Source organism: Albimonas sp. (assembly GCF_055129145.1).
Map to the genome: position 1 here is coordinate 23,631 of NZ_JBSRTQ010000014.1, position 26,284 is coordinate 49,914.

The window sequence follows — 26,284 nt, forward strand, 5'->3', positions numbered from 1 at the left end:
CGATGCGCCGTTCGCCGAACAAATGATGTCCCTTCCGTGTCGCAGGAGACCGGCGCCCCACGGCATGTCGGGGCGCACGGCCGGGGGCGTTGCGGATCAGATCAGCGCCGGTTCGGCCGGCGCCATGCCGGCGCCGCCGGCCGGAACCGACGCGAACAGCGCGTCGAGGTCGAGGACGGTGACGAAGGCGCCGTTGCGTCGGCCGATGCCGGCGATGGCGTGGCCGCGCCAGCCCGGGGTGACCTCCGGCGCCGGCTCCAGCTCTTCGGAATCCAGCACCGTGACCTCGTAGACCCGGTCGGTCTTGAGACCGATCATCGCGGACGTCCCGGACGCGCCGATGCTCAGCACGATGATCCTCGTGTTCTCGTCATCCTCGCGCGGCGGCATCCCGAGCGTGGCGCGCAGATCCAGCACCGGAACGCTCAGTCCGCGCACGTTGATCATGCCCAGCAGGTTTTCGGGGGACCGGGGCAGCCGCGCGATCGGGCGCAGCTCCAGGATCTCGCGGGCCCGGTCCACCGGCGTGGCGAAGATCTCGCTCGCCACCCCAAGGGTCACGTATTGGGAGGTTCCGATCATGCGCCCAGCCTCTCTCTCATGCAGCCTCCCGCTCATGCGGCCTCTCCGGCGCGGGCGGCGCCGCCCCGGCCGGCGCGCACGAATTCGCGGTCCAGAGCGTCCTCGCCGCCGTTCATGTCGAAGTCGAATCCGCCGCCGACCGGGGCCCGGTCGACCGGCGGCTTGCTCGCCGCCGCGGACGGGGTTCGGCCGGTTTTCTTCGGGGCCGCCGCGCGGTGGGCGCCGCGGGCGACCTTCGACGTCTTCCGCGGGCCGGTCGACGCGGCGCGCAGGTCGCTTTCGTCGATATGGAAGAAGCCGATCGCTTCCTGGAGCTGGCCGGCCTGACCGGCGAGCTCTTCCGCGGTCGCGGCCATCGAGTCGGACGCCATGGTGTTCTGCTGGGTCACCGTATCGAGCTGCTGGATGGCGGTGTTCACCTGAGCCGCGCCGACCGACTGCTCGCGGCTCGCCCCCGAGATCTCCTCGACGAGTTCCGAGGTGCGCTGGATGTCCGGCACCAGCTTCATCAGCATCTCGCCCGCACGCTGGGCCGCCTTCACCGTGTCCCCCGACAGCGTCGAGATCTCCGCCGCGGCGGCCTGGCTGCGTTCGGCGAGCTTGCGCACTTCCGAGGCCACCACCGCGAAGCCGCGGCCATGCTCGCCGGCCCGCGCCGCCTCGACCGCGGCGTTGAGCGCCAGCAGGTCGGTCTGGCGGGCGATCTCCTGCACCACCATGATCTTTTCGGCGATGGTCTGCATCGCGTCGACGGCGGTGGTCACCGCATCGCCGCTGGCCTGGGCGTCCTTGGCGGACTGGCGGGCGATCCTTTCGGTCTGGGAGGCGTTGTCGGCGCTCTGCTTGATGTTGGCCGACATCTGCTCCATCGACGCGGAGGCCTGCTCCGTCGCCGAAGCCTGCTCCGTCGCCCCCTGGGAAAGCTGCTCCGCCGTGGACGACATCTCGTTGCTGCCGTCCGCGACATTGCGCGCGGCGGAGGCGACTTCGGCCACGATCTTCCTGAGGCTCCCGACCATCAGGCCGATGCCGGCCAGAACGCTGTCCTGATCGCCTTTGCGAAGATCGACGTCCATGGTCAGATTGCCGTTGGCGACCTCGCGCACCAGGGACTGCACATAGTCCGGCTCGCCGCCGATGCTGCGCAGCACGTCGCGGGTGACGTACCAGCTGACCGCGAAGCCGAGCAGGGCGCACAGGCCGACCGCGCCGGACAGCAGCCGCATCGCCGAAGCGTAGAGGGCGTCGCCTTCGGTGCTCGCGGCGTCGCCGCCGCTTCGGTTCATGTCGACGAGCGCCAGCGCATCCGCCGAGAAGGCGTTGAAGAGCGCCAGCGCCTCGCCGTTGTAGATGGCCAGGGCGCGGTCGTTCTCGTTCCGGTTGGACAGCGCGAAGGCCTCGTTATGATGGACCAGATACGCGTCGAACTTCTTCGAGAACGCCTCGTAAATGCTGCGTTCTTCCGGAGAGCTGATGAGCTTCTCGTATTCGGCGCGGGTCGTGGCCAGATTTTGCAGGATATGGTCGATCTCGCCCGTCCACGTCTCCATGTCGGCGGCGTCGGACAGCGTCAGATGCTGGAATTCGGCGACCCGAAGGTCGGAGGTCAACGTGTTGGTGCGATTGACCAGATCGATGCTGGGAAGCCAGTTCTCCGCGATCTCCGTCGACTTGCTGTTGATCATGCTCATCTGCCAGAGCGCGAACACGCCCATGGCGGCGGCCATCGCGACGACGAGCGCAAACCCTATGCCTAGTTTCGTCTTCATGCTTATCTTCATGACCTGTTCCTACTCGACGGAGAGACGCGGCGTTTCGAGGATCCGCGATATGGTTTGGGGCGCCCGACGACATGCTCGTCGGATGCGGATGTCGGATGCGGGCGTCGCCGCGGCGGCGCGCGCCGCGACGAACGCGGTCGGCGCCGGGACGACCGGGGTCAGGCCCCGCCGTCGTCCATCGGCGGCGCCAGGCCCGCGCGGGTCGCGAAGATGCGGCTCATGTCCGGGATCACGATGAACTCGCCGCCGTGCTGGCCGATCCCGCGGATGAAGCTCGCCGGCCAGCGCATCCCGACCTTCGGCGCGATCTCCACCGAAGCCATCTCGATATCGGTCACGTCATGCACCTTGTCGGCGAGCAGGCCGGCGACCATCGCCTCGCCATCCACCTCGACCTCGATCACCACGATGCGGGTCTCCTGGTTCGGCGCGCGGCGTTCCATGCCGAACATCACCCGGAAATCGGCCAGCGGCACCACGGCGCCGCGCACGTTGATCAGCCCGCCGACGAAAGCGGAGGCGTTGGGCACGCGGGTGATCGGGGTCAGGTCGAGGATCTCGCGCACGCTCTGCGCCTCGATGGCGAAGAGCTCGTCCTCGAGCCGCAGGGTCACGGCGCGGAAGGCCGCGCCCTGCGCCTGGGCGCCCGAAACCGCGGTCGGATGCGTCGCGACCGCGCTCATGCCGCCCTCCCCAGCTCGCCCTGGCTGCGCGCCTCCAGCTCCTGTCCGAAATCCACCAGGTTCATGACGTCGAGGATCAGCGCGACCGCGCCGTCGCCGAGGATGGTCGCGCCCGAGAAGGTCTTCACATCGGCATGCAGTTTCGAGAGCTGCTTGATGACGGTCTGCTGATTGCCGAGGATCTGATCGACCACGAGACCGACGCGGGTGTCGCCCGACGACACGATCACCACCTTCTGATGCTCCTCGGGCGGGGCGTTGACGCGGAACAGGTCCCGCAGCCGCAGATAGGGCACCAGATTGCCGCGGATGTTCAGGAAGCTGCGCCGTTTGGAGCCGGCTTCGGCGGAGCGGGGCAGCTCCACGCATTCCTCTATCGCGGCGAGCGGGATGGTGTAGCGCTCCTCGCCGACCCGGATCAGCAGCCCCTCGACGATCGCGAGCGTCAGCGGCAGGCGCAACGTCACCCTGGAGCCCTGGCCCGGCGCGCTCGTGAGGTCGATGCCGCCGCGCATGCCGTCGATGGCGCGCTTGACGACGTCCATTCCGACGCCGCGGCCCGACAGCGACGTGACTTCCTTCGCGGTCGAGAAGCCGGGCTGGAAGATGAGCTTGAAGAGGTTGCCTTCCTCGATCTTCTCCTCGGGCTGCAGCAGGCCCGCCTCCTCGGCGCGGGCGCGGATCCGCTCGGCATTGAGGCCCGCGCCGTCGTCGGCGATGGTGATCGCCACTTCGGCGCCGGCATAGGCCGCGGAGAGCTTCACCGTGCCCCTCGCGGATTTGCCCGCGGCGAGGCGGACTTCGGCGCTTTCCAGCCCGTGATCGACGGCGTTGCGGATGAGGTGAACCAGCGGGTCGGCCAGCAGCTCGATCATGGTCTTGTCGAGCTCGGTCTCCTCGCCGGAGGTGATGAACTCGATCTCCTTGCCGAGCTCGTGGGAAAGATCGTGCACCAGCCGGCGGAAGCGCCCGAAGAGCGTGCCGATCTGAAGCATGCGGATGCCCATCGTCGTGTCGCGCAGACCCGCCGACAGACGCTCCATATCCTCGGCGACCGCCTTGAGGACCGGATCGGCGCTGCCGGCGGCGACCTGGTTGAGCCGCGCCTGCGCGATCACCATTTCCCCGACCCGGTCCATCAGCTCATCGAGCCGCTCCGCCGGGACGCGCAGCGACGACGCCTTCTCCGGCGCCGGCCTCGTCTCGGCGGGACGGCGCGAGGCAGGCGCCGCCTGGGGTTTCGCCGTGACGACGACCGCCGCCTGGGGCGCGGCTTCGGGCGTCGCGTCGGCGGCGGCCGAAGGCGGCGGGGTCGGCTCGACCGGGCGCCCGCCCGTTTCGGACGCGGCATCGACGGGCCGCGGCGCGGCGACGGGCGCGCCGGGCTCGAGCGCGTCGATCTCGAGCGTCATGCCGTCGCGCAGGAACAGGAACACGTCCTCCACCGCCTCGAGCGGCGCCTCGGTGCGCAGCAGGACGTTCCAGCTGAAATGACAGACGTCCGGATCGAGGGAGTCGAGATCCGGAACCTCCGCGATCAGCGCCGTGACCTCCGCATCGCCGAGGTCGACCAGTTCCTCAAGGAGCAGAAGCGGGTTGGTGCCGTAGACCATCGCGTCGGCCGGAAGCTTGAACCGGATCCGCCAGCCGGCGCGCGCCGCCGCAACCGTCTCCGGCGCGGGATCTTCGGCCGCGGGCAGGGGGACCGGCTCGGCGTCGCCTTGCGCGGGGGCGGGCGCGGTCCCCCCCCGGTCATCGCTGACGGCGCGGCGCAAGGCGGCCAGGATGTCCTCGCCGCCCGGCTCTTCGATGCCGGGGTCGCCGGCGAGCTCGGCGATGTGGTCGCGGGCGGCCAACGCCACCTTGATCAGCTCCTGGCTCGCCTTGGCCTCGCCCTTGCGGACCCGGTCGAAGGCGGTTTCGAAGTCGTGGACGAAGGCGGCCACGGCGTTGAAGCCGAACATCGCGCCGGAGCCCTTGAGGGTGTGCAGCGCGCGGAAGACGCTGTCGATCAGCTCGCCGTTCTCGGGTTGCTGCTCCAGGTCCAGAAGTCCCTGCTCCAGGACTTCGAGCAGCTCCCGCGCCTCCTGGCGGAAGACCTCGATCAGATCGGACGTCGTCATGCGCCTGCCACCTTCTTGATCACCGCCAGCAGTTGTTCCTGCTTGAAGGGCTTCACGATCCATCCGGTGGCCCCGGCGGCCTTCGCCTCCTGTTTCAGGCCATCGCCCGACTCGGTGGTGAGGAACACGACCGGAACCCCCTTGGAGGAGGGATGCGTGCGGTATTTCCGGATGAATTCGATCCCGTTCATCACGGGCATGTTGAGGTCGGTCAGAACCGCATCGAACCGGCCGCCGACGGCCTTCGCGTAGCCATCCGCGCCATCCGTCGCCTCGACGACCTTGTAGCCGGCGGCCGACAGGGTCATCCGGACCATCTGCCGGACGGAGGCTGAATCGTCGATCGTCAGAATCGTCTTGCTCATTGCGGCGCGCTCCCGGTCCGGTCGGCGAGGCCGACCCATAACTCGTCGTCCCAGATCAGGGCGAAATCCGTCGCGGCCGCGATGCCGCTGCGGGTCAGGCCCTCGGCGACGACGCCGCCGGCCGGAATGCGGATGCTCAGCGATTTTCCGACGCGCCGGGCCGATTTCTGGGCCGAAACCAGCAGCTGCAGCACACCTGCGTCGATGGAGACGGCGTCGCCGCAATCCACCACCGCGGTCGGGTCCCGGTCGATCGCCTCGCGCAACCGCTCGATGATCGACTTGCCATCCTTGAGGTTCAGATCACCGCTCAGGCGAATGACCGACATGCTCTCACCATCCATGAGAGTTGCTCCATAATCACGCCGTCCGCGCCACGCGCGGTTGCGTTGCTCTCTTTGAAGACGTCCGTGGTCAAAGCGGATCCGACACTTGGATCCGCACGCGCTCGCCTCACGCGGGTTTCGCCCGCAGAGCCGTAGTGGTTCGCCTTTAAAAATCCGTTATCGCGGGCCCGGTCCCGATCCGGTCCGACCCCGGAGACCTGGGGCCGGTCCCGAAGCCTGCCCATCGCGCCGGCCCGGGCCGTATCGGCCCGGCATGATTCCTGCCCTGGCCAACGGCCCGTTGGGGGCGGTCGCACGACGCCCCTTCGCGTCAGCGCACGCGTCGCGGGCGGCATGGCCGCGTCATGCCGATGCCGTTGCGGACGTCGATGCTGCGGCGTGGCCGAGGAAAGGGTCGGGACCGGACGGGCGGCTCCTCATCGCCGCGGGGCGGGGTCGTCGCGAGCTTGCGGATGCTCCGGACGACGATCGCCATCGGCAACGCGTCCCCGGCCACGTTCGGTCCCCGGCGACGGCGGGGCGGGCCGAGACCGCCCATCGACGCAGGCCGCCGGGCGCTTTCGGCTTTGGCGGCCGCGCCGGCGATCTCGAACCTGCGACGGATGACGGGCGCGTGCGCCGTCGTGCCACCGGCGATGCGTCGCCCCCGCTCACGCCTTACGGCTGGGGGAGCCCGGACGAGCGTTTTCGCAACCCCGCCTGGAACCGGAGCGGCGCCGGGACGCGCCGCCCCGAGGGGTCTCGTTCCCGCCCCGCCTCAGCCGGCGGAGGCGTCGGCCGGCTCTTCCACGAAACCCGCCCAGCCGCGCATGTATTTCACAAAGGCCGGCGACAGGCCCTCGGCGGCGAGATGCGCCTCGCTGACGGGCGTGGGAGGCGAGGCATAGCCCGCATCCGCCATCGCCCGCCTGGGATAATCGTGGCGCAGGATCGCGGCCCGCCCGATCACCGCGAAGTCGCAGCCCGCCTCCAGCAGATCGGCCGCGTCCCTGGCGCTCATCACCTTGCCCGCCGCCCCCAGCCGCACCTTGCCGCGCGGCAGCTCCACGATCCGTTCCAGCATGGTGCGACCCTTGTGGGCGGGGTCCGAAGGCTCCTTGCGCACATCCCAGAGCGACATGTCGAGATAGTCGACAACGCCCTGGCGCAGCACCTCGGCGGTCACGTCCATCATCTCGCCGAAGCTGAGGCCGAAGCGCTCCAGCGACAGGCGCAGGCCCAGCTGGAACTCCGGCCCGCAGGCGGCGCGCACGCCGTTCACCACTTCGAAGAGCAGCCGGGCCCGGTTTTCGGGGGAGCCGCCGTAGCGGTCCTCGCGCCGGTTCAGCTCGGGGCTGAGGAAGGCGCAGATCAGGTAGCCATGCGCGCCATGAACCTCGACCCCGTCGAAGCCCGCCTTCTCCGCCCGCAGCGCGCCGGCGATATAGGCGTCGCGCGCGGCCTCCACCTCGGCGGTGGTCATCGCGCGGGCGCCGGTCTCGGCGTCGTCGGACGGGCCGAAGACCTCGCCCACCAGATCCTTCGGCGAGCGGATGCCGGCATGATGCAGCTGCAAGGACGACACCGAGCCCGCCGCCCGGATCCCGTCGGCGAGCCGGGTCAGCCCCTCCAGATGGTCATCCGAAAATACGCCCAGCTGCCCGCCGAACCCCTGGCCCTGGGCCAGCACATGGGCCGCGCAGGTCATGGTCAGCCCGAAGCCGCCCTCGGCGCGCATCGTCAGCCAGCGGTATTCCTCGTCCGACAGCCGGCCGTCTTCATGGCTCTGCCGGTTGGTCAGCGGGGCCAGCATGAAGCGGTTGGGCAGGACGGGGCCGCGGGCGAGGGTCAGCGGCTGGGCGAGAAGATCGAAGGGCGTCATGGTCTTCCTTCCGAATAGGCGGGCGGGTCGGGAGCGGGTTCGGCGTCGGGTCGGGGCGGATTGGCGGCGGCCCCTGCGCGTCGGAGAGAAGACAGTCACGCGCGCGCGGTCCTGTCAAATGCCGCGCGCGCCGATGAGGCGGCGGCCGACGACCCCCGCGATTTGCGGTTTGTTCACGCAAACCGCGTAGCGCATCGGCGGAGGCAACGGGCGCGGGCGCTGAATGACATGAGCATTCTCGATCACTATGATCTTCGCATCGCCTGCGTCGCGGTGGCCATCGGCCTCGCCAACGGCCTCGTCAACAGCCGCTTCGTCACCCGTCTGGCGGATGAGCCGCCGGCGCGGCGCCGCCTGTCGATGTCGCTGCTCGGACTGATCGCCGGGGTCACGGTCTGGGCGGTGCAGACGCTGATCGTGCTCGGCTTCCGCTGGACCGACCCGATCAGCGGCGCGCCGATCGGCTTCGGCTACGACCCGGCGAGGGTGATCGCCTCGCTCGGCTTCGCCGTGGGGATCCTGACGGTCACCTTCCGCCTGAACACGGGCGAACGGCCCTCGGTCTGGCGGCCGCTGGCGGCGGGCGGCTCGCTCGGCCTGGTGGCGGTGGCGGTCAACGTGATGACCATCCAGGCCCTGCACGTGCAGGGGCAGGTGATCGTCGACACGACGCTGCTCGCCGTCAACCTGGTCTCGGCGACGGCGGGAACCGGCCTCGCCCGGCTGTTCAACACCGGCCCGCCGCGGTTCCGGCGGACGGGGATCGGGCGGACGCTGCTGGGCGTCTCCATCGCCAGCCTCATCCTGCTGTCCATCGCCTCGGTCACGGTCGTCCCGGATGCCTCCGCGACGCTGCCGCCTGGGATCATGCCGCCCGCGCCGATGGGCTTCCTGGTGATGGCGATGGCCGTGATCGCGACCGCGGCGAGCTACGGGTTCAGCCTGGTCGGCGACTCGATGAGGCGGGAGGCGGAATCGCGCTACCGGCATCTGGCGCTGCATGACCCGCTGACCGGGCTGCCCAACCGCACCCACCTGCTGGCCGCGCTGGACGAGGCGCTGGCGGCGGCGCGCTCGGGCGTCTCGCCGGGGCTCGCGCTCATCGGCGTCGATCTCGACCGCTTCAAGCCGGTCAACGACGTGCACGGCCATGCCGCGGGCGACGCGCTTTTGCGCGGCATCGCCGACGCGGCGACGGCGATGCTGCAGCCGGGGGAGCTTTTCGCGCGCACCGGCGGCGACGAGTTCATCGCCCTCAAGGCCGGCGCCGACCAGGACGCGGCGCTGGACTTCGCCCGGCGGCTGGGACGGGCGACCGCGGCGCCGGTGGCCTTCCAGGGCTCGGAGCTCTCGGTCGGGGCGAGCTTCGGGGTCGCGCTCTGCCCGCGCGACGGCGACGACGCCGAGACGCTGCTCGGGCGCATGGACCTCGCGCTCTACCGCGCGAAGGAGGAGACGGGCGACGCCGTGCGCCTCTACGACCGGCGCATGGACGAGGCGCGGCGCGACCGCTCGGCCCTGGCGATGGAGCTGCGCGCCGGGCTGGAACGCGAGGAATACGAGCTGCATTTCCAGCCGCAGACCCGCCTCTCCGACGGGGCGGTGACGGGGTATGAGGCGCTGATCCGCTGGCGCCATCCGACCCGCGGCCTGCTCGCCCCCGACGCCTTCATCCCGGTGGCCGAGCGCACCGGCCTGATCCGCGACATCGGGGGCTGGGTGCTCTGCGCCGCCTGCCGGGAGGCGGCGAAATGGCGCCCGGACCTGCGCATCGCGGTCAATGTCTCGCCTCGCCAGCTGTCGCAATCCGATTTCACCGAGCTGGTCGGCGATGCGCTGCTGGCCACCGGCCTCGCCCCCGACCGGCTGGAGCTGGAGATCACCGAAGCCAGCATGATCGAGGATCACGCCCAGCTGCGCGCGGTGATGACCGCGCTCAAGGCGCTCGGCGTGCGGGTGGCGATGGACGATTACGGGGCCGGCTACGCCTCGCTGGCCGCGCTGCGCAACTTCCCCTTCGACAAGATCAAGATCGACCGCGAATTCATCGCGACGCTGGGCGTCGACCCGCAATCCACCGCCATCGTGCGTTCCACCCTGATGCTGGGCCGGGCGCTGTCGATCCCGGTGCTGGCCGAGGGGGTGACCACCGAGGCCGGCCGCCGCATCCTGCAGGACGAGGGCTGCCTGGAGGGGCAGGGCTTCCTCTTCGGCCATCCCGTGCCCGCCGCCGATCTGCCGGACGAGATTTTGCGGGTGGAGAGCGGCGACGCGCCCGGCCGGGCGGACTACTCGACGTCGCCGCCTGATCCGACGCCGACCCGGACCCCGACGACACCCGCGCGGAACCGGGCATGACACAGGTCGAGCATGCGGTGCGGATGGACTTCGACCTCGGCCTCGCCGGGCTGGCGATCGCGGTCGGGATGCTGTGCAGCGGGCTCGTGGTCCGGTTCTACCTGCGCATCTGGATCGAGCCGGACGGCCGCCGCCGCTGGTGGCTGCTGCTGACCGGCATCGCCACCGGGGGCACGATCTGGGCGCTGCACATGCTGGCCCGGCTCGCCGTCGCGCCGGACGTCCCCAAGGTCTACGACACCGGCATCGTGCTGCTGGCCCTGCTGGCCACCTGCGTCGCCTGCATCTGCCTGATCTGGATGATGGCGGCCCGCGTCGGCGTCTGGCCGGGGCGCCTGGTCGGCGGACTGGCCGGCGGGCTGCTCGGCGCGATTTCGACCAGCACCCATTTCGCCGCCGCGCTCGCCACCCACCCGGCCGGGACTCTGCACTGGCATCCCGACCTCGTGGCGGCCGCCTATCTCTGGACCATGGTCACCGGGGCCCTCGCCACGGCGCATCTCATCCAGGGCGCCCGTCTTCGCGCGGGCTACGAGGCGGCGGGAATTTACGCGGTCTCGATCCTCGTGCAGGTGCCGATGGGCCTGAGCGCGCTCGACGTGATCGCGGATCCCGCCATCCCGCTGCCGCACGGCATGTCCCACGCCGGCGCCGTCTCGCTGCTGGTGGCGGCGCTGGTCGCCACCCAGCTGGTGCTCGGCCTCGCCATCTTCTACATCGACCGGGCCGCGACCCGCGACGCCCGCGCCCGCTACCGCCATCTGGCGTTGCACGACACGCTGACCGGGCTGCCCAACCGCGCCTATCTGCGCGAGGCGCTGGAGGAGGCGATCGCGGGCTCCGCCGCGCTGGACGCGCGGCTGGCGCTGATCTGCCTCGATCTCAATCGGTTCAAGCCGGTCAACGATGTGCACGGCCATGCCGCCGGCGACGCGCTGCTGCGCGGAATCGCCGGGAGGCTGAAGGCGGCGCTGGGGAAAGGGGAGTTCATCGCCCGCACCGGCGGCGACGAGTTCGTCGCCTTCAAGTCCGGGATCTCCGACCGGGACGACGCGCTCGACTTCGCCCGCCGCCTGCGCGTCTCGATCGCCGGCCCGGTGCTGTGGGAAGGGCTGGAGCTCGCCGTCGACGCCGCCGCCGGCGTCGCCTTCCTGCCTGACGACGCGATGGACGCCGAAACGCTGATGAACCGCGCCGACCTCGCGCTCTACCGCGCCAAGGCCGACCCGCTGGATCCGGTGCGGCTCTACGAAGGCCGGATGGACGAAGCGAACCGCAACCGCTCGGCCCTGGCGATGGAGCTGCGCGAGGCGCTGCATCGCAACGAATTCGAGCTCTACTTCCAGCCGCAGACCGTGCTCGACACCGGCGCGGTGACCGGGTTCGAGGCGCTGGTGCGCTGGCGCCATACCCAGCGCGGGCTGGTCCCGCCGGCCGAGTTCATCCCGGTGGCCGAAACCACCGGGCTGATCCGCGACCTCGGGCAATGGGTGCTGCGCGCGGCCTGCCGGGAGGCGGCGGGCTGGCCCGAGGGCTATCGGGTGTCGGTCAACGTCTCGCCCCTGCAGCTCGCGCAATCCGACTATGTGGAGACCGTGCAGGACGCGCTGATGGCCGCCGGCCTCGCCCCCCATGCGCTGGAGCTGGAGGTGACCGAGGCCAGCCTGATCGCCGATCATGAGCGGTTGCTGGAGGTGATGCTGGCGCTCAAGCATCTGGGCGTGCGGGTGGCGATGGACGATTACGGCGCCGGGCTCGCCTCGTTGAACGCGCTGCGCAGCTTCCCCTTCGACCGGCTCAAGATCGACCGGGCCTTCATCGACGGGATGCTGTCGGATCCCAAGGCTGCGGCGATGGTCGAGGCGACGCTGCTGCAGGCCCGCGCGATGGGCATCCCGGTGCTGGCCGAGGGGGTGTCGATGGACGCCCACCTCGCCGCCCTGCGCCGCTTCGGCTGCGACGAGGCCCAGGGCTATCTCTTCGGCCGCCCGTTGCCGGCGCGCGAGACGGCGGCGCTGATCGCGCGCGAGGAGGCCCGCGCCGGCCCCCGCGAAGGGGCTGCGGAACCGAGGGCTGCGGGATGAGCGCCGCGGCCCCCGCGCCCCGACCGCGACCACCGCGTCGAAAGCGCCGCCCGTCGCCCGCCGCCACCGCAACCCGCTCTTGCCACGCGGCCCCGAACCCGGCATAAGCCCGCGCATGACCGCCCCGATCTGCATCATCCTCCGGATCTGCATTACCCGCTGACACCTGTCCGCGGCGGCGCTCTGCCTTTCCCATTCCCAGGAAAAGTCGACCGGCCCGCCCGCGGCGCCCGCCTGCGACCCATTCTGTGAAGGCCGAGCCAAAAATGAACGCCCCGATCAAAGACAGCCACCCGATCCGCCTGCGGAACTCCGCGACCGGCGACCTGTCGGCGTTCATTCCCCGCGACTGGCGCGCCCCCGACCCCATTCCGGACCCCGAGCGCCGCGTCGGCGTCTATCTCTGCGGCCCCACCGTCTACGACCGCGCCCATATCGGCAACGCCCGCCCCGCCGTGGTCTTCGACGTCCTCGTCCGCCTGCTGAACCTGACCTATCCGGGCCAGGTCCGCTTCGTGCGCAACTTCACCGACGTCGAGGACAAGATCAACGACCGCGCCGCCGAGCGTTACCCCGACCTTGCCCCCCTCGACGCCATCGCCCGCGTCACCGAGGAGACCATCGGCTGGTATCACGAGGACATGGCGGCGCTGGGCGTGGCGCTGCCCGATGACGAGCCCCGCGCCACCGCCTATATCGGCGAAATGGTCGAGATGATCGCGACGTTGATCGCCAACGGCCACGCCTACGAGGCCGAGGGCCATGTGCTTTTCGACGTCGATTCCTACTCCGAATACGGCGCGCTCTCGGGTCGCGACACCGAAGACATGCTCGCCGGCGCCCGCGTCGAGGTCGCGCCCTACAAGAAACACCCCATGGATTTCGTGCTGTGGAAGCCGTCGACCGACGCGCAGCCCGGCTGGCCCTCCCCCTGGGGCCGCGGCCGTCCGGGTTGGCATATCGAGTGCTCCGCCATGGCCAAGGCCCTGCTGGGGACCGATTTCGACATCCACGGCGGCGGCTCCGACCTGCTCTTTCCGCATCACGAGAACGAGCGCGCCCAGTCCTGCTGCGCCGACCCCGGCCATGGCTTCGCCGAGATCTGGCTGCACAACGGCATGATCCGCGTCGACGGCCGCAAGATGTCGAAATCGCTGGGCAATTTCTTCACGGTCCAGGACAAGCGGGCCGAGATGTCGGGCGACGTCATCCGCTACATCCTGCTCAACGCCCATTATCGCGACGAGCTCGACTGGACAGAGGACCGGGTGGAGCAGGCCCGCGCCGCCGTCACCCGCCTCAACCGCCTGGCCGAACGCTATCGCCGCGCCGCGATGATCGCCCCCGCCGCGCTGATCCCGCACGCGTCCGTGCTGGAGCGGCTGAATGACGACCTCGACACCCACGGCGCCCTCGCCGCCCTGCACGCGCTGGCCTCCGAAGCGATCAATCCGGCCGAAACCGATTTCGAACTGATCCGCCCGGTGGTCGAAACCGCGCGCTGGCTGGGCTTCTCGCTCGGCCTCGAAGCCGCGGCCGAAACCGGGCAGGGCGACGACCTCGCCTCCGACGACACGATCATCGACGCCGCCTGCGGCCGGCTCGACGCCGCCCGCGCCGCCAAGGACTACGCCGAGGCCGACCGCATCCGCGCGCTGCTCGACGGCGCAGGCCTCGTCGTCCAGACCACCAAATCCGGCACCACCGCCGAGCGCGGCGCCGCTTTCGACAGGACCCGCCTGGAGGACCTGAAATGACCCGGGAAGCGCTCAGTCTCTTCGACACCACGCTGCGCGACGGCCAGCAGACCGCCGGCGTGGATTTCTCGGCCGAGGACAAGACCCGCATCGCCCGCGCCCTCGACGCGCTGGGCCTCGACTATGTCGAAGGCGGCTGGCCCGGCGCGAACCCGACGGATTCGGACTTCTTCGCCAGGCCCCCCCGCCTCGCCCGCGCCGCCTTCACCGCCTTCGGCATGACCAAGCGGGTCGGCCGATCCGCTGAAAACGACGACGTGCTGGCTGCGGTCATCAACGCCGGCACCTCCACCGTCTGCCTCGTCGGCAAGGCCTACGACTACCATGTGCGCACCGCGCTCGGCGTCGAGCTCTCCGAAAACCGCGACGCCATCCGCGACAGCTTCGCCCATCTGACCGCGATGGGCCGCGAGGCGCTGCTCGACGCCGAGCACTTCTTCGACGGCTACAAGGCCAATCCCGACTACGCCATGTCCTGCCTCGACGCGGCGCTGGAGGGCGGGGCGCGTTGGGTGGTCCTCTGCGACACCAATGGCGGCACGCTGCCGGCGGAAATCGGCGAGATCGTCGCAAAGGTCTGCGCCCGCATCCCGGGCCGCCAAGTCGGCATCCACTGCCATGACGACACCGGCATGGCCGTCGCCGGCAGCCTCGCCGCCATCGACGCCGGCGCCCGCCAGATCCAGGGCACGTTGAACGGGTTGGGCGAGCGCTGCGGCAACGCCAACCTCACCTCGCTGATCCCCACGCTGCTGCTGAAAGCCCCCTACAAGGACCGCTTCCAGACCAACGTGAAGGTGACCGACCTGCCCAAACTCGCCCGCCTCTCGAAGATGCTGGACGAGATCCTGAACCGCGCCCCCAACCGCCATGCGCCCTATGTCGGCTCCGCCGCCTTCACCCACAAAGCCGGCCTGCACGCCTCCGCCATCCTCAAGGACCCCAAGACCTACGAGCATGTCCCGCCCGAGGTCGTGGGCAACGAGCGCGTGGTGCCGATGTCCAACCAGGCCGGCCAGTCCAACCTCCGCTCCCGCCTGATCGACATGGGCATCTCGGTGGCGAAGGGAGACGACCGTCTCGCCCACATCCTCGACGAGGTGAAGCGGCGCGAGGACCAGGGCTACGCCTATGACGGTGCCCAGGCGTCGTTCGAGCTCCTCGCCCGGCGGGAGCTCGGCCTGCTGCCGCGCTTCTTCGACATCGAGCGCTACCGGGTCACCGTCGAAAAGCGGATCAACGCGCGGGGCGAGGCGATCACCGTCTCCGAGGCCGTGGTGGTCTGCGTGGTGGACGGGGAGCGGCTGCTGTCGGTCTCCGAGAGCCGCGACGACGCCGCGGAGGCCGATCACGGCCCGGTCAACGCGCTCTCGAAGGCGCTCGCCAAGGATCTCGGCCGCTACCAGTCCTATATCCAGGACATGAAGCTGGTCGATTTCAAGGTCCGCATCACCTCGGGCGGGACCGAGGCCGTGACCCGCGTGCTCATCGACTCCACCGACGCCGAGGGCCGGCGCTGGTCCACGGTCGGCGTTTCGCCCAACATCGTGGACGCCAGCTTCCAGGCCCTGCTCGACGCGATCACCTGGAAGCTGATCCGCGACGACGCCGACGCCGCGGCGATCCCGGGAAGGGCGCCCGCCGCCTCCGTCCCCGCCGCCTGAGGCCCGAACGCTCCGCCCTTTCCCGCCGCGGGAGAGGGCGGGGCGCGCCGCACCAAGAATCCGAATGAGGCGCCGATGACCGCCGAAGCCTGCGCCGCCCTCGTCCACGATCACGACCGCGACCGCTGGGCGACCGCGCGGCTGGCGGGACCGCTCGCGCCCCGCCTCCACGCGCTTTACGCCTTCAACCTGGAGATCGCGCGCATCCCCTCGGTGGTGTCCGAGCCCGCGCTGGCCGAGATCCGCCTGCAATGGTGGCGCGACGCCCTCGACGAGATCTTCGCGGGTCGCCCGCCGCGCCGCCATGAAGTGGCGCTGCCGCTGGCCGAGGCCATCGAGGCCGCCGACCTGCCGCGCGATCTGTTCGAGGCCCTGTTCGACGCCCGATCCTACGATCCCCACGGCCCCGCCTTCGCCGACCGCGCGCTCTTCGACGCCTATCTCGACGGGACCGCCGCCGGGTTGATGCGTCTGGCGTCGCTGGCTCTGGGCGCGGTGGATGAAGAGACCGACCGCGCCGCCCGCGAGGCCGGCCACGCCGCCGGCGCCGCCGCGCTGATCCGGGCGCTGCCGGCGCTCTACGCGCGCGGCGGCGACCCGATCCCGACCGACGAGGCGTTGGAGCGCAACACGCTGGCCGAGGGGAAAACCCCCGAAACCCTGCGCAAATCGTTGAAAGACATCGCGGAAGACGCGCTCGCCCGCCTGAAGACCGCCCGCGCCCGTCGGGTGGACCCGAAGGCGACCCCGGCGCTTTTCGCCGCCTTCCGGGCTGAAGAAACCCTGCGCCCCGCCGCCCGACCGGGCTTCGAGGTGTTCGGGCAGGTCCCGCCGTCGGAATTCCGCCGCCGGGCCGGGCTCGCGGCCCGTGTGCTCACGGGCCGCTGGTAGCTCAGGCCGCGGCTTCGGCCTTGTTTCCAAGCCAGTCCAGCCAGTCGGCCTTGGCCCGGTCCGAATACAGCTTCGCCCGGTCCCGCTTGCCGCGCCGTCCGCCCTTGGCCCCGTCGAGCGGCGGGAACAGGCCGAAATTGACGTTCATCGGCTGGAAGCTCGCCGCCTCCGCGCCCCCGGTGATGTGGTTGAGCAGCGCCCCGATGGCCGTGGTGACGGGGGGCGCGGGCAGTTTGCCGCCCAGGCGCTCCGCCGCCGCCAGCCGTCCGGCGAGCAGCCCCATCGCCGCGCTCTCCACATAGCCCTCGACCCCGGTGACCTGGCCGGCGAAGCGCAGCCGCGGATCGGCCCGCAGCCGCATCTCGCCGTCCAACACCTTGGGCGCGTTCAGGAAAGTATTCCGATGGATGCCGCCGAGCCGCGCGAACCGCGCCCCCTCCAGCCCCGGAATGCTCCTGAACACGTCGGCCTGCGCGCCGTATTTCATCTTGGTCTGGAAGCCGACGATATTATAGAGCGTTCCCAGCGCGTTATCGCGGCGAAGCTGCACCACCGCATGGGCTTTCACCGTCGGATCATGCGGATTGGTCAGCCCCACCGGCTTCAGCGGGCCATAGCGCAGCGTCTCGCGCCCGCGCTCGGCCATCACCTCGATCGGCAGGCAGGCCTCGAAATAGGGCGTGCCTTCCCATTCCTTGAACTCGGTCTTCTCGGCGGCCAGAAGCGCGTCGATGAAGGCCTCGTATTGCGCGCGGTCCATCGGGCAGTTCAGATAGGCGGTCCGCTCCTCCTCCGTCTCGCCCTTGTCATAGCGCGACTGGAACCACGCCTTCGAAAGGTCCACGGAGTCGAAATAGACGATGGGCGCGATGGCGTCGAAAAACGCCAGCCCGTCCTCGCCGGTCAGCCCGCGCACCGCCTCGGCCAGCGCCGGCGAGGTCAGCGGCCCGGTCGCCACGATCACCGAGGACCAGTCTTCGGGCGGCAGCCCCGCCACTTCCCCCCGCTCGATGGTCACCAGCGGATGCGCCTCCAGCCGCGCGGTGACGTCGGCCGAGAACAGGTCCCGGTCCACCGCCAGGGCGCCGCCGGCGGGCAGGGCATGCCGGTCCCCCATCTCCATGATCAACCCGCCGGCCTGGCGCATTTCCCAATGCAGCAGCCCGACCGCGTTGGTCTCGTCGTCGTCGGAGCGGAAGGAGTTGGAGCAGACCATTTCGGCCAGCGCCTCGGTCTTGTGCGCGTCGGTGCCGCGCACCGGACGCATCTCGTGCAGGATGACGGGCACGCCCAGCGAGGCCGCCTGCCAGGCGGCCTCGGAGCCGGCCATGCCGCCGCCGATGATATGGATGGGGTCTGTCATGCCCCGCGGTTTACAGGACCGCGGGGCGAGGGGGCAAGCGGCAAGCGCGCCGGTTGCGGTGTCACCGCCCCGGCGTCACCGCATAGGCGCCCGGGCCCATCGCGACCAGCAGCAGCATGCCGCCGGCGAGGCCGATGTTCTTCTGGAAATTGATCATCTGACCCATCGCCTCGTAGCCCTCCAACGACTGGGCGGGCAGGTAGTGGAACAGGATCCCCGACAGGATCGAGAAGCCGGCCAGCGCCAGCGCCGCGGGCCGCGCATAAAGGCCGAGCGCCACCATCAGGCCGCCGCCGAGCTCGACCAGGATCGTCGGCCAGACCAGGATGCCCGGCACGCCGCCGCTTTCCATGTAGGCCGCGGTTCCGGCGGGATCCATCAGCTTGGAGAAGCCGGCGAGGATGAAGATCAGGGCGAGCAGCACGCGCGCGATGGGCGCAAGCCAGGGCAGGTTGAAGATCATGGCGATGGGTCCTTCGACAGGCGTGGCGTCCGGGGTCGGATCGCCGTCTGGTCGGCATATCGGTCGAAGTCCCGCGATGGGAAGTCCGCGGATGCGAAAGCCTTCGTTTCCGATACCGTGATCCTGCCGGCGACGGAAACGACCTTCTGGATCTGAGGCGGCGCCGAATTCCCGGCCTTCCGGCTTTCGCCCGGCATGGGGCCGCGTCGATCCGCCTCCCAAAAGACCGGTCCCGCCTCGACGAGCGAGCCGAATGCTCGGCATCGCGCAGCGCGCACGGGCCCGAAGGTCCCGGCGGTCCCGGCGCCCGCGCCGCTGGGGCTTCTGGCCGGGGGGCTTGCGGTTCTGACCACGATGAGACGACGCCGGGCGCGGAGGCCCGCGGCCTGAATGCAGAAGGGGCGCCCATTCGGGCGCCCCATTCCAGACCTCAGTCTTCGGTCCCGTTCTCGGGCGCGTCCGGCGGCGCATCGCCCGCATCCGGGCCGCCCAGATCAGGGCCCCCCGCCTCCGGAACGGCGCCGGGCGTCTCGGGCGGCGCGTCGGGCGCTTCGCCATCGTCGGCGATCCAGGCCACGGAGACGACCGTCTCATCGGCCGCCGCGTTCAGCACCTTCACCCCGCCGGCCGAGCGCGAGCGCAGCGAGATCCCCGCCACCGGGCAGCGGATCGACTGGCCCTTGTCGGTCGCCAGCATGATCTGGTCGTCCATATTGACCGGGAAGGCCGCCACGACCGGGCCGCCGCGCATCGCCCGGTCCATGGCGAACACGCCCTGGCCGCCGCGACCGCGGGTGGGATAATCCATCGAAGACGACAGCTTCCCCTGACCGCGCGCGGTGATGGTGAGGATGATCTCTTCGGCCGCCGACATCTCGGTGATCCGCTCGGGGTTCACCACGGCGTCGACCGGCTCCTCGTCCGTCTCCTCCTCCGGCTCGGCGCCGTCGGTCTGGGCGGTCGCGCGCTTCCACTTGATGAAGCCGGCGCGTTCCTCGGGCGAGGCGTCGAAATGGCGAAGCACCGCCATCGAGACCACCGCATCGCCCTCGGCCAGCCGGATCCCGCGCACGCCGGTGGATTCGCGGCCCTTGAACACGCGGACCTCCGGCACCGGGAAGCGGATCGCCTTGCCGAGCGCGGTCAGCAGGAACACGTCGTAGGTCTCGTCGCAGATATGGGCGCGCACCAGGCTGACGCCCTTGCCGTCCTCGGCGACCGGCAGGCGCATGGCGATCTTGCCGTTGCGCTTGACGTTGGTGAAGTCCGACAGCGCGTTGCGCCGAACGTCGCCGGCGGACGTGGCGAAGACGATCTGCAGGCTCTCCCACTCGTCCTCGGGCTTGTTCACCGGCATCACCGCCGCGATCCCGGTCCCCGGCGCGATCGGCAGCACGTTGACGATGGCCTTGCCGCGCGCGTTGCGGCCGCCCGAGGGCAGCTGCCAGGTCTTGAGCTTGTAGACCATGCCGTCGGTGGTGAAGATCAGGAGCGGCGTGTGGGTGTTGGCGACGAAGAGCGTCGTCACCACGTCCTCGTCCTTGGTGCTCATCCCACTGAGGCCCTTGCCGCCGCGCGCCTGGGCGCGGAAATCCTCGAGCGGCGTGCGCTTGATGTAGCCCTGGGCGGTGATGGTCACCACCATGTCCTCACGCTCGATCAGGTCCTCGTCGTCCATGTCGCCGTCATAGTCGACGAACTGGGTGCGGCGGGGGGTGGCGAACTCGTCGCGGACCGCGGCCAGCTCCTCCGAGATCACCGCCATGATCCGGGGCCGCGAGGCGAGCAGGTCGAGCAGGTCGGTGATCTTGGCCGCCAGCTCCTCCAGCTCCTCCGTCACCTCGGAGACGCCGAGCGCGGTGAGGCGCTGCAGGCGCAGGTCGAGGATGGCGCGGGCCTGAAGTTCGCTGAGGCGATACGTGCCGTCGTCCGCCACCTTGTGCAGCGGATCGTCGATCAGCCTGATATAGGCCGCGATGTCATGGGCCGGCCAGTCGCGGTCCATCAGGCGGGCGCGGGCGGTGGCCGGGTCGGGGGACGAGCGGATGGTGCGCACCACCTCGTCGACATTCGACACCGCCACCGCGAGACCGCACAACACATGCGCCCGGTCCCGGGCCTTGCGCAGCTCGAACGCCGCGCGCCGCGCCACCACTTCCTCGCGGAAGGTGATGAAGGCGCTGAGGAATTGCTTGAGGTCGAGCTGCTCGGGCCGGCCGCCGTTCAGCGCCAGCATGTTGCAGCCGAACGAGGTCTGCAGGGGCGTGTAGCGGTAAAGCTGGTTGAGCACGACTTCGGGGGTCGCGTCGCGCTTCAGGTCGATCACCACGCGGATGCCCTGGCGGTCGCTCTCGTCGGCGACATGGGCGATGCCCTCGATCCGCTTGTCGCGGGCGAGCTCGGCGATCCGCTCGATCATCGTCGACTTGTTGACCTGGTAGGGGATCTCTTCGACGATGATCGCGAAGCGGTCCTTGCGCGTCTCCTCGATCCGGGTCTTGGCCCGCATCAGCACCGAGCCGCGGCCGGTATGATACGCCTTGCGCGCGCCGCCGCGGCCGAGGATCAGCGCGCCGGTCGGGAAATCGGGGCCGGGGATGTATTCGATCAGGTCCGAGATCTCGAGATCCGGGTTCTCGATCAGCGCCAGCGTCGCGTCGATGACCTCGCCGAGGTTATGCGGCGGGATGTTGGTCGCCATGCCGACCGCGATGCCGCCGCCGCCGTTGACCAGCAGGTTGGGATAGCGCGCGGGCAGAACCGAGGGCTCGCGGTCCTTGCCGTCGTAGTTCGGGACGAAGTCGACCGTATCCTTCTCGATATCGTCGAGCAGGGCATGGGCGACCTTGGCCATGCGCACTTCGGTGTAGCGCATGGCCGCGGGGCTGTCCCCGTCCATCGACCCGAAATTGCCCTGACCGTCGAGCAGCGGCAGCCGCATCGAGAAGGTCTGCGCCATGCGCACCAGGGCGTCGTAGATCGCCTGGTCGCCATGGGGATGGTACTGACCCATCACGTCGCCGACCGGGCGGGCCGACTTGCGGTAGGACTTGTCGAAGGTGTTTCCGGTTTCGTGCATCGCGTAGAGGATGCGCCGGTGCACGGGCTTGAGGCCGTCGCGCAGGTCGGGCAGGGCGCGGCTGACGATCACGCTCATCGCATAGTCGAGATAGGAGCGTTTCATCTCCTCCTCGACCGCGATCACCGGCCCGTCATAGACGGGACGGCGCGGGCCGCCTCCGTTTTCGGGGCCGCCGTCGGACCCCTCTTCGGGGCCGGTCTCGGGGGGGTCGGTGGGATCGGTCAAGGATGCGCCTGCTCGGGTGTTTTCTGCCTGGGGGTGTTGTAGCCGGGGGGGGCGGCGAGAGCAACGGCGGGCGGACCTCTTGGGAGCCTGGTCGGGCCGCGCGAGAGCTGTTTCTCGGGTTGCGCCGGGGCGCCCGCGCGGCCGGGCGCCGAAAGCGCCGGTGGCGGGGGTCTTGCGGCGGGCGGCGTCGGCGCGGATCGGGGGGGATCGGGTCGCGCCGATGGCCTTGATGGCGGGCGGCGCGTGGCCGGCGAATGCGGCGCATCAGGAACGGCGCAGGAGCACTGCCGCCGGCGGCGGGGAGACGGCGTCGGATGCGCCGACATCCTTCGGGCGTGTGGGGACGGGCGTGTGGGGACCGGCCACGCGGGCGGGCGGCCGAAACCCGCGCTGCGGTCGGCGCGCGGCCCCCGGCGGACCGGGGGCGCGGCGCTTCAGTTCGCGACCGTCCCCGGCGCGGCCGGTTCCGTCGCGGGCCAGGCTGCGACGATGCGCTCGGGGTCGAGCGGCACGTTCTTCACCACCGCGCCGGCACGGCCCAGCGGGCCGTGCAGCGCGCCGTCGACCTCGATCCACACGCCGCCGGCATTGCCCGCCCGCAGCCGGGCCCCGGTCATGTCGGCCGGCGCCGCCCAGCGCTCGCCCGGCTCCATGATCCGCTGCACCAGGATCGAGCCGTCGCGCGCCTTCACCTGCACCCAGGCCGGATCGGTCGCCACCAGCCAGACCCCGGTCGCGCCCGCCTGCGGCTGGGGAGCCGCCCCACCCGACGCCGGCGCCGCCGAGGGCAGCACCGCGTCGCCCAGCGCCGCCAGCTGCGCGCCGGCGATGTTCGATCCGGCCTTCGGGCTCACGATCAGTCCGTCCAGCCGGGGCGCGGTCAGTCCGCCCGTCGGATGCGCCTCGCCCGCCATGGGCCCGGCGACGGTGTCGGCCAGCGCCAGACGGGTGCGTTCGGCTTCGGTCTCGATGCGCGGATCCTCGATGCGCGGGTCTCGGGCGTAGAGCCCGCTGCTCGACGGATCGATCGCAGCGATCGGTCCGTCGCGCAGCGCCATGGCCGGCGGCGCGATCTCGCGCGGGGCGTAGAGCTCGGCCAGCGCCGCCTCTCGCCGCATGGCGTCGCCGCCTTGCGCATCGTCGTCGGCGCCGTTCACCGCGGCGGAGCCCGGCCAGGCCCGGGTCGCGGCCTGCACGGCGAGGCCGGGCAGGGCGACGGTGGCCGGCGCTTCGGCCAGTTCCGGACGGTCGTTGGAGGGGGCGAAATCGACGCGCTGAATGTCCTCGACCAGCGCCCAGGCGCCGTAGCCGAGCCCGCAGACCAGGCCCGCCAGCACCACGACCGAGACGATGTCCGACAGCGACACCCCGAGGCCCACCGGGCGCGCACGCCCGACCGGCATGGCGAAATGCGATCGCGACAGCGCCGAATCGCGCCCCGGCCGGGCCGTGCCGCGTCCCTGGCCGCCGGACGCCGCGCCGCCGAAGGCGAGCCCGGCGAGCCCGGCGCTCAGGCCCAGACCGCCGAGTCCCAGTCTCGCAAGGCCTGACGCCCTCGGCTGCGAGGCTCCGGCGGTGTTTTGCCCGACGAAGCCGCTTTCGGCCCGGAAGCGGTCGTAGACCTGCACCGGATCGAGCCCGAGATAGCGCGCATAGGCGCGGACATAGCCCGGCACGAAGCCCTTGTTGGGGACCACGGAGGCGTCGCAATTTTCGATCGCGTCGATATAGGCCGCTTTGATGCGAAGCTCACGCTGCACATCAAGCAGCGATTTGCCGAGCGTCGCCCTGTGACCACGCAGCTCATCGCCGAGTTTCATCTCGTAAGAGTCGAAACCGCGAAGCGCGGTGGTGTGCTCGTTATCCATCGCCTGCTCTGCCTTGCCCGCAGAAGGGGGCGCTTTGCGCGCTTCTCTAGTGAGGGCGCGAGGTGACTGCAACCACCCTTCGCTCCCCATCGCGACTATAGGAGCAAAATACCGATTCGCGCACGAAAAGCGTCTTCCGGCGGCTATTTCGCGTATTAAGCAATTAGTTCGAATGCAGGCATCAGCCGGCCGCGCCGTGGCCGGACGGCCTCGGTCCAGCCGCTTCGGCCGGGCCCGGTGCGCCGGGCCCGAGGCTTTCCCCGACGCCTTCGAAGCGTCTCGAGACCGGGCTCGGCGGCTGGCCCGGCCATCGCGTCCCGAAACGTCCGCGCCAGACCCTCAGGCCGGGCTCAAGCCATCACGCAGAGCAGCTCGAACATCGCCGTCGCCCCGTTCATCGCGGTCAGCCCGCCGGCGTCGAAGGGGGGCGAGACCTCGACCAGGTCCGCCCCCACGATCTCCACGCCCTTCAGCTTGCGGATCATCCCCTGCAGCTCGCGCATGGTCAGCCCGCCCGCCTCGGGCGTGCCGGTGCCGGGCGCGAAGGCCGGATCGAGGCTGTCGATGTCGACCGAAACATAGACCGGCCCGGGCCCGACGAAGGCCAGCGCCTCGTCCATCACCTGGGCCCAGCCCTTGGCCTCGACCTCCTCGATATAGGCGACCTTCATGCCGCTCTCGTGGGAGAACTTCCACATGTCCCGGTCATAGAGCGACCCGCGGATCCCGATCTGCGCGCAGCGCTTGGGATCGATCAGGCCTTCATCCGCCGCCACCTTGAACGGTGCGCCATGGTGAAACCGGCTCCCCATGTAATTGTCGCCGGTGTCGGCATGGGCGTCGATCTGGATCAGCCCCACGGGCCGGTCCTTCGCCACCGCCCGCAGGATCGGCAGCGCCACCGAATGGTCGCCCCCGCAGCTCAGCGGCCGGATGCCGGCCCCGACCACGCGATGGTAGAACGCCTCGATCTCGGCATGGGCGCCGACCAGCTCGTAGGGCTTCTGGATGATGACGTCGCCCAGATCCGCGGCGCGGGCCGCCTCGAACGGGCTCGCCCCGGTCGCCTGGTTGATGCGGCGCATCAGGGTCGACTGGTTGCGCACTTCGCGGGGCCCGTGCCGGGCGCCCGGCCGGTTGGTGACGCCGCCATCGTAGGGCACGCCGATCACCCCGATATCCGGGGCGTCGGATTCGAAATCCTCGCGCCAGGGCAGGCGGAAGAAGGTGGCGATCCCCGCGAAGCGCGGACGCTGCATGGGGTCGGAGAAATCCAGGGTCTCCGTGGCGGAGCCCTTCAGGTCATCGCTCATTCGGCCGGCCTCGTCGGTTTGGGTTCCAGCGCCGCCACGCGGGCGTCGTAATCGGGCTCCAGCGTCCCCATGACCCGGTCCCAGAACGAGAAGTAGTTGCCGAAATTCCACTTGAACTTCTCGTGGTGGAGATCGTGGTAGGTCGTGCACACCATGGGCGAGGGGAAGCGGGTGGTGCGGTCGGCGAAATACTCGTGGCCGATATGGCCGAGCTGGCCGTTCACATGGTCGTAGACCCGATGCAGGATCAGCGCCCAGGCCGGGATCGGCAGCAGGACCACCGCGATCACCTGGAAGGACTGGATCAGGAAGGTCTCGCCGATCGACTGGCTGTCCGAGCTCCACGCCGTCGGCGCGACCGAGCGGTGATGCCACTGGTGGAAGCGGTAGAGCGGCTTCGAATGCAGCGCGCGATGGGCGAAGTAGTAGTAGGTGTCGTAGCCCACCACCATCAGCGCGGTCCCGGCGAGGATGCCGACGATCCCGCTCCACGGCGTCCACAGGGTCATCCCGTGGCCCTGCAGGGTCAGCGCCAGCGCCAGCAGGGTCGAGGTCACCAGGATCGAGATGCAGCTTTCGCGCATCTCGGGCAAGGCGCGTTTCAGCCCGTCGCGGCGTTTCTGGATGCGGCGATCGGGGTTGCGGTCGTTGAGGCGCAAGAGCGCGAAGCCGAGGCCGAAATAGGCGATCAGGTTCGCCGGATAGATCAGCGCCAGCAGGATCGCGACGTCGACGAGAAAGGCGAGCGCGCCCGACTCGACGAAAAGAGGATCGTTCATGGCCTGTTTCCTCAGTGGAGAGGTCCGGACAAGGGCTAGCCCCGCGCCCGGCCGGGGTCAACGCGGCGGCGCGTCCGCTTGGCGGTTGACGTGGCGCGCAAGCCTGCCGCCGGCGCGCGACGGCGGGGGCGGGAGCCGCGCGACGGCTGTCCCGCCGACTGCGCCCGCGCGCCCGCGCGGCGGTCGGGCCGTCGGCGCGGGCTGGAACGAGACATGCCGCGGCCGTCTCGCCCCGGTCCGACCCGCGCCGCCGCTCGCAGGCCGCGCGGGCGGGACCTCGCCGCCGGCGCGCCGGAGATGGCGCGGCTTCCTTCGCCGGGATCGGGACGCCCGGATACGAAAAGGCCGGACCCCCTTGGGAGGTCCGGCCGGTCGGTCACCGCACGCTCGAAAGCCTGGGGTCAGTGGTTGGGGCCGACGCTCGAGCCGCCGCCGCGGCTGGACGTGTTCTGGTCCGACCAGCTGGGCGTTGCGTCGCCTCCCTCGCCCTCGTCGACGGTGCCTCTCTTGGCGCCGAGCCTGCCGGATCCACGGGTCGTGCAGGCAGAGGCGGATCTGATGATGCAACTTGGCCGGGCAGCGGCACAGGGGCTGGTGGAGATCGAAGTGCCGGATCCGAGTGCCCGTGGTACGCCCCCGGATGCGGACCCAGCGTCCGAAGTCACCGCTGAGGCCGGCGAAGAGGATGCAGACGG

At 70.5% G+C, this 26,284-nt stretch carries 20 protein-coding genes; 7 read left to right on the plus strand and 13 right to left on the minus strand.

Annotation, left to right across the window (positions count from 1 at the left end; translation table 11 throughout):
• Positions 1-96: 96 nt before the first annotated feature.
• From ACTB72_RS04290 to ACTB72_RS04320, 7 genes are all read right to left on the minus strand, one after another.
• Positions 97-582, minus strand: coding sequence for a chemotaxis protein CheW (locus ACTB72_RS04290; protein WP_463035752.1), 486 nt, complete (start codon positions 580-582; stop codon positions 97-99).
• A 32-nt stretch (positions 583-614) separates the two neighbouring features.
• Positions 615-2,363, minus strand: coding sequence for a methyl-accepting chemotaxis protein (locus ACTB72_RS04295; RefSeq protein ID WP_463035753.1), 1,749 nt, complete (start codon positions 2,361-2,363; stop codon positions 615-617).
• A gap of 158 nt (positions 2,364-2,521) precedes the next feature.
• Positions 2,522-3,046 (minus strand): chemotaxis protein CheW, encoded by a 525-nt coding sequence (locus tag ACTB72_RS04300; RefSeq protein WP_463035754.1) that lies wholly within the window; start codon positions 3,044-3,046, stop codon positions 2,522-2,524.
• Positions 3,043-5,169 (minus strand): chemotaxis protein CheA, encoded by a 2,127-nt coding sequence (locus tag ACTB72_RS04305; protein WP_463035755.1) that lies wholly within the window; start codon positions 5,167-5,169, stop codon positions 3,043-3,045. Before ACTB72_RS04305 ends, ACTB72_RS04300 begins: the two co-directional genes overlap by 4 nt.
• On the minus strand, positions 5,166-5,534 hold the full coding sequence (locus ACTB72_RS04310; protein WP_463035756.1) for a response regulator: 369 nt from the start codon (positions 5,532-5,534) through the stop codon (positions 5,166-5,168). The genes ACTB72_RS04305 and ACTB72_RS04310 overlap by 4 nt, the downstream gene beginning before the upstream one ends.
• Entirely contained in the window at positions 5,531-5,863 is a 333-nt protein-coding gene (locus tag ACTB72_RS04315) for an STAS domain-containing protein (RefSeq protein ID WP_463035757.1), read from the minus strand. The genes ACTB72_RS04310 and ACTB72_RS04315 overlap by 4 nt, the downstream gene beginning before the upstream one ends.
• 775 nt (positions 5,864-6,638) lie before the next feature.
• A complete protein-coding gene (locus ACTB72_RS04320; RefSeq protein WP_463035758.1) occupies positions 6,639-7,742 on the minus strand; it encodes an NADH:flavin oxidoreductase in 1,104 nt (367 codons plus the stop codon).
• Between the two features lie 228 nt (positions 7,743-7,970).
• Between ACTB72_RS04320 and ACTB72_RS04325 the strand changes: the two genes are divergently transcribed.
• The 5 genes from ACTB72_RS04325 (at position 7,971) to ACTB72_RS04345 (ending at position 16,496) form a co-directional block, all read left to right on the plus strand.
• Entirely contained in the window at positions 7,971-10,100 is a 2,130-nt protein-coding gene (locus tag ACTB72_RS04325) for a putative bifunctional diguanylate cyclase/phosphodiesterase (RefSeq protein ID WP_463035759.1), read from the plus strand.
• Positions 10,097-12,184: a putative bifunctional diguanylate cyclase/phosphodiesterase gene (locus tag ACTB72_RS04330; protein ID WP_463035760.1), complete on the plus strand. Its 2,088-nt coding sequence runs from the start codon at positions 10,097-10,099 to the stop codon at positions 12,182-12,184. Before ACTB72_RS04325 ends, ACTB72_RS04330 begins: the two co-directional genes overlap by 4 nt.
• Before the next feature lie 266 nt (positions 12,185-12,450).
• Complete coding sequence (cysS, locus tag ACTB72_RS04335) at positions 12,451-13,941, plus strand: cysteine--tRNA ligase (protein ID WP_463035761.1); 1,491 nt, start codon at positions 12,451-12,453, stop codon at positions 13,939-13,941.
• Positions 13,938-15,605 carry a citramalate synthase gene (cimA, locus tag ACTB72_RS04340; RefSeq protein ID WP_463035762.1) on the plus strand — a complete coding sequence of 556 codons (1,668 nt, stop codon included), beginning with the start codon at positions 13,938-13,940 and terminating at the stop codon, positions 15,603-15,605. Before cysS ends, cimA begins: the two co-directional genes overlap by 4 nt.
• Positions 15,606-15,680: 75 nt before the next feature.
• Entirely contained in the window at positions 15,681-16,496 is an 816-nt protein-coding gene (locus ACTB72_RS04345) for a phytoene/squalene synthase family protein (RefSeq protein WP_463035763.1), read from the plus strand.
• Between the two features lies 1 nt (position 16,497).
• Here ACTB72_RS04345 and trmFO read toward each other — a convergent pair whose 3' ends face one another.
• Positions 16,498-17,859: a methylenetetrahydrofolate--tRNA-(uracil(54)-C(5))-methyltransferase (FADH(2)-oxidizing) TrmFO gene (gene trmFO, locus ACTB72_RS04350; RefSeq protein WP_463035764.1), complete on the minus strand. Its 1,362-nt coding sequence runs from the start codon at positions 17,857-17,859 to the stop codon at positions 16,498-16,500.
• Between the two features lie 61 nt (positions 17,860-17,920).
• Entirely contained in the window at positions 17,921-18,322 is a 402-nt protein-coding gene (locus tag ACTB72_RS04355; protein WP_463035765.1) for a DoxX family protein, read from the minus strand.
• Between the two features lie 195 nt (positions 18,323-18,517).
• Here ACTB72_RS04355 and ACTB72_RS04360 point away from each other — a divergent pair, with 195 nt between their 5' ends.
• The gene (locus ACTB72_RS04360) at positions 18,518-18,712 is read left to right on the plus strand and encodes a PEP-CTERM sorting domain-containing protein (protein ID WP_463035766.1); all 195 of its coding nucleotides are present in this window, start codon (positions 18,518-18,520) and stop codon (positions 18,710-18,712) included.
• Between the two features lie 40 nt (positions 18,713-18,752).
• On the opposite strand, the gene gyrA is transcribed toward ACTB72_RS04360, so the two are convergent.
• From gyrA to ACTB72_RS04380, 4 genes are all read right to left on the minus strand, one after another.
• Positions 18,753-21,506: a DNA gyrase subunit A gene (gyrA, locus tag ACTB72_RS04365; RefSeq protein ID WP_463035771.1), complete on the minus strand. Its 2,754-nt coding sequence runs from the start codon at positions 21,504-21,506 to the stop codon at positions 18,753-18,755.
• Between the two features lie 557 nt (positions 21,507-22,063).
• Entirely contained in the window at positions 22,064-23,497 is a 1,434-nt protein-coding gene (locus tag ACTB72_RS04370; protein ID WP_463035767.1) for a helix-turn-helix domain-containing protein, read from the minus strand.
• 350 nt (positions 23,498-23,847) lie between these two features.
• A complete protein-coding gene (speB, locus tag ACTB72_RS04375) occupies positions 23,848-24,810 on the minus strand; it encodes an agmatinase (protein WP_463035768.1) in 963 nt (320 codons plus the stop codon).
• Complete coding sequence (locus ACTB72_RS04380) at positions 24,807-25,589, minus strand: sterol desaturase family protein (protein WP_463035769.1); 783 nt, start codon at positions 25,587-25,589, stop codon at positions 24,807-24,809. The genes speB and ACTB72_RS04380 overlap by 4 nt, the downstream gene beginning before the upstream one ends.
• A gap of 507 nt (positions 25,590-26,096) precedes the next feature.
• Between ACTB72_RS04380 and ACTB72_RS04385 the strand changes: the two genes are divergently transcribed.
• Positions 26,097-26,284: hypothetical protein (locus ACTB72_RS04385; RefSeq protein ID WP_463035770.1), on the plus strand; the 188-nt coding region annotated here is incomplete at its 3' end.